This is a genomic window from Thermoactinomyces sp. CICC 10522, from assembly GCF_016055075.1.
In the GTDB taxonomy this organism is placed as follows: domain Bacteria; phylum Bacillota; class Bacilli; order Thermoactinomycetales; family Thermoactinomycetaceae; genus Thermoactinomyces_A; species Thermoactinomyces_A daqus.
Genome location: NZ_JAECVY010000045.1, coordinates 1 through 4,607 on the forward strand (window position 1 = coordinate 1; position 4,607 = coordinate 4,607).

The 4,607-nt window shown below is 35.4% G+C and carries 3 protein-coding genes and 1 pseudogene; all 4 read left to right on the top strand.

Going from position 1 to position 4,607, the window contains the following annotated elements; translation table 11 throughout:
- Positions 1–610: 610 nt before the first annotated feature.
- Complete coding sequence (locus tag I8U18_RS17450) at positions 611–2,671, top strand: BglG family transcription antiterminator (RefSeq protein WP_198059668.1); 2,061 nt, start codon at positions 611–613, stop codon at positions 2,669–2,671.
- 20 nt (positions 2,672–2,691) lie between these two features.
- Complete coding sequence (locus I8U18_RS17455; protein ID WP_198056528.1) at positions 2,692–3,174, top strand: PTS sugar transporter subunit IIA; 483 nt, start codon at positions 2,692–2,694, stop codon at positions 3,172–3,174.
- Positions 3,175–3,459, top strand: a complete 285-nt coding sequence (locus tag I8U18_RS17460; protein ID WP_198056527.1) for a PTS sugar transporter subunit IIB — start codon at positions 3,175–3,177, stop codon at positions 3,457–3,459. It begins immediately after the preceding gene.
- A 45-nt stretch (positions 3,460–3,504) separates the two neighbouring features.
- Positions 3,505–4,512, top strand: a pseudogene (locus I8U18_RS17465) (PTS galactitol transporter subunit IIC); the annotation flags it as partial.
- Positions 4,513–4,607 lie beyond the last annotated feature (95 nt).

Sequence of the window (4,607 nt, forward strand, 5' to 3'; positions counted from 1 at the left end):
CTCAGCAGTCCATTTTCGCCGCCCCATAAAAAACGACCCCTTTCTTGCTTCCTTCCATTATACTTTATCTTTCGTCTGGAAGCGTATGGGGTCATTATACTCCTCATCTGTGGGAACTGATCGGAGACTATTTCTTGGGAAAAATACTCTTCAAAGAGATTAATTGGGGTAATTAGGATTTTATAACCCATTATCTAAAACACTGTTCACAATGAAATCCTGTTCCAAAGTTTGCAAAAGGTACGCATCAGTAACGTATAAATGCAAAAGAGCGTTCCCAAGCTGTTGTCGGGTTGGTGGTTGGGCGAATTGAAGATTTAATGGGATGATCCCTGCCTGTATGCATGTGGCAGGGGTTTTTTTATGGGGAGATTTGGGGAACGGGTTCAAGAAAAGCCCAATTGTAGCAAATTAAGAAAGAATATTGCAGTAATAAAAGGGAGATTGGCTCTGCTTAAAAGTATATATTTATATGAATATAAAATAAAAAACTATGATATTCTAAGTAAATCACAATTATGTACATTATAAGTACATAAGATTGTGATGAAAATGTGTTCAAAATAGAATTAAAAAGATATAAAATTCAAAAATAGAAGGAGGAAAAAGGATGCCAAGTGATCGATACAAAAAAATTTTGAATGAGTTGACGAGTAATCCTAGCATAACAAGTATTGAATTAGAGAAGAAATACAATCTTACTCGTAGACAACTCGGTTATAGTATCGACAAAATAAATGATTGGCTGATGATTAATAATCTTCCTGTAATAGAGAGAACAAGAAAAGGACATTTCGTAATTGCTCAATCAGTCTTAGAGAAACTTGGCAGAAATCTCAAACAGATTGAAGATGTTGTGGACACAACAATCCTCACAGAAGAACAGCGTGTACAGCTCATAATATTAATGTTATTAAGTTCTAAAGAGGAATTGTCATTGAATCATTTCGTTTTTGAATTGGGAGTTAGCAAAAATACAATCCTAAGTGATTTAAAGCAGGCCCAAAGCTATTTGGACAAGTATGATTTAAATATTAGATATTCAAGAAAACATGGTTATTTATTAGAGGGAAAAGAATTTCAGATTCGAAAATTGCTTATTGAAATTACAAATGCCGTATTACAAATGACAAATGGTGAAGATCGATTGCAAAAAATAACAGGTATCTGCAGTGAACAAGTTAATGATTATATTAGACGAATAGAAAAGGTAGAGAATAAATTAAATCAAAAATTCACAGATGAAAAATTAAAAGCAATGCCATACGTCCTCATTTTAGTCGTTCGAAGAATTGAACAAGGACATATCATTAATCCATTTGCTATAAAATACGAAGAACTTTCTGATACAAAAGAATACAAAGCAACAGAAGAAATTCTCCATGATACTGATATTCCGGTTACTGAACGCCTGTTTATTACGTTACATCTTTTAACAACTAATGTTTTTTCAAGTCAAATTGCTAATGATGAACGCATTCCCAATCTAGTTCCAGCCATCGATAATATGTTAAGACATTTTGAAAAAAGTGCTTGTATCCACTTGCAGGATCGAGATCAACTATTAGATAAGCTTTTGCAACATATAAAACCAGCCTATTATCGCATCAAATATCAGCTGACTAATACAGTTGTCTTTCAAGGTTCTTTGAGCAAAGAGTTTAAAGAATTACATCATCTGGTAAAACGTTCTATCGGTCCGCTTGAAGAGTTGATTGGTACCGATATTCCTGAAAATGAAATCGCTTTTATTACAATGCTGATTGGCGGTTGGATGAAACGTCAAGGCGAAAGCATAGAAAAAAAGGTTAAAGCTATAGTGGTTTGTCCGCAGGGTGTATCTGTTTCAAGGATAATGTTTAATGAATTAAGAGAATTATTTCCGGAGTTTATTTTCTTGGATTTTTTATCGGTTCGCCAATTTTTACATTACCCACTTGATTATGATGTTGTGTTTGCACCCATTTATCTAGAAACTGAAAAAAAACTATTTGTGACAAAAGCATTTCTCGGGGATGAAGAAAAGTATCAACTAAGAAAACAAGTGATGTTGGCAGTCCATGGATATATACCGGATAAAATCAATATTAAGGATGTTGTAGAAATTGTCAAAAAATATTCGATTATAAGTGATGAAAGCGCCTTAATAGAAGAAATGGAGAAATACTTCAATAAAGAAGGTTATTCTTCCTTTGTGGAACAAAACATTTATTCCACAGACCTAAATTTGGATCAACTGATTATCCCAGAAAATATTACATTAATAGATTCGGTTGATTCATGGGAAGAGGCCATTCGAATCAGTGCCGAACCACTTATTCGAAGCGGTAAAATCAAACCAAAATATGTTGATGCGATGATTAGATATTGTGAAAAGGATCCATACATTGTCATTGGGCCGAATATGGCTATACCGCATGCAGCACCCGAAGATGGAGCAAATAATGTCGGGATGAGTTTGTTAAGAGTAAAAGATGGCGTTCGATATCTAAATAATTACAATATTAATCTGATTATTGCGATTTCTGCGGTTGATAAACATCAACATATACATGCATTAATGCAGTTGATAAATCTTGCTGGTTATGAGAATGAACGAAATAAATTAATTAATGCTGAATCGATCGAAGAAGTATATGAGATTGTTAGGATATTCTCTAAAGATTATTGAGAAGGCTTAGGGGTGTGGATATGAGTGAATTGTATTTTGATGAATCTGTCATTCTGCTTGATGTAGAAGGTGATTCAAAAGAAGAAATACTTGAAGTAGTGGCACAGAATTTAGTGGATAATGGGTTAGTGAAAGAGAGCTTTATTCCTGCCATTATTAAAAGGGAGAAAGAATTTGCAACAGGTCTCCCGATTGCTGGGGTTTCTGTAGCGATCCCCCATACCGATGTTGAACATGTTATTAGAAAATCAATTAGCGTAGCTGTATTAAAAAAGCCAGTTGATTTTGTCATCATGGGTGATGATAGTGAGACAACACCAGTACAGCTAATATTTATGTTAGCCATGGATGAGGCACATTCACAGCTCTTGCTTTTACAAAAACTGATGCAACTTTTTCAAGATGAAGAGGTTCTTAAATTCTTAGTGAATCAAAAAAATAAAACAGAAATAAAAAGTACTTTAGAAGAAAAGTTAAATTTAGTTGAAGGAGATGGTGAATAAATGGCAAAAAAACAAGTTCTTGTTGCATGTGGTGCCGGAATTGCGACATCCACTGTTGTGGTTAAAGCAATTGAGGAGTTAGCAAAAGAAAATAATATAGAAATTGATCTTATTCAAATAAAAATAGCTGAAGTGGGGGCATATGAAGATACAGCGGACCTGCTAGTCACTACGGCCATGACGAAAAAAGAATATCGATTTCCCGTTATAAATGCACGTAATTTTCTAACTGGTATAGGAATTGAAGAAACAAAAAAGCAAATTCTCGAGGAACTTAAAAAATAATCTTGATGACAAGCGATTGATATCTATTGGAAGGGAGATATTCACATGCAAGCATTCGCCGATTTTATGAAAGGTTTTTTAGGTCTAGGAGCAACAGTAATCCTTCCAGTAGCCATCTTTATCTTAGGATTATTCTTTGGACAAAGGCCAGGTAAAGCATTTCGTTCTGGTTTAACAATCGGGGTCGCATTTATCGGCATTTTCCTGGTTATTGACTTGTTAACGTCAAACCTTGGTCCTGCTGCACAAGGAATGGTTGATCGACTGGGAGTACATTTAAACGTTATTGATGTGGGTTGGCCAGCAACATCATCGATTGCATGGGCATCTGTTGTAGCAGCATTTATCATTCCGATTGGACTGGTTGTAAACGTTGTCATGCTTTTAACAAAAACAACTAAAACAATGAATGTGGATATTTGGAACTATTGGCACTATACATTTATGGCTGCTTTAGTATATACAGTTTCAGATAGTATTGTTCTGGGGCTAATTGCAGCAGTAATCTTCCAGATTGTATGTCTTAAAATTGCTGACTGGACTCAACCAATCGTAAATGATTTCTATGAAATGCCAGGCGTTTCAGTTGCAACAGGTAGTACGATTTCATATGCACCATTTATTTTTTTAGTAAGAGGAATTCAAAAAATTCCTGGACTGAACAAGTTAAATACAGATCCAGATGCAATTCAAAAACGTTTCGGTATCTTTGGAGATTCAATGGTAATAGGTCTGATTTTAGGGGCGGCAATTGGAGCATTAGCGGGATATAATATCGGGAAAATTATTAAAATTGGCATGGACATGGCAGCCGTGATGATATTAATGCCGCGGATGGTTAAGATTTTGATGGAAGGGTTAATTCCCTTGTCAGAATCCGCACGGTCATGGTTAAGTAAACGCTTTGGTGATAGAGAAATCTATATTGGACTTGATGCAGCAGTATTACTAGGACATCCATCAGTAATTGCAACTGCCCTTATCTTAACACCAATTACTGTATTACTAGCGGTTATTTTACCTGGTAATGCTGTTTTACCATTCGGTGATGTTACCGCCGGTCTATAATTGACCCAGGATCGCCGAAAAAGAATTGACCCACTCCCGTCGAATAATCCCCTTCGAACGAAACCGCTACATTTCTTCGG

Bases quoted from the DNA above. Each gene is read 5' to 3' on its own strand.
- I8U18_RS17450 (WP_198059668.1), top strand. From the start codon at position 611: ATGCCAAGTGATCGATACAAAAAAATTTTGAATGAGTTGACGAGTAAT.
- I8U18_RS17455 (WP_198056528.1), top strand. From the start codon at position 2,692: ATGAGTGAATTGTATTTTGATGAATCTGTCATTCTGCTTGATGTAGAA.
- I8U18_RS17460 (WP_198056527.1), top strand. From the start codon at position 3,175: ATGGCAAAAAAACAAGTTCTTGTTGCATGTGGTGCCGGAATTGCGACA.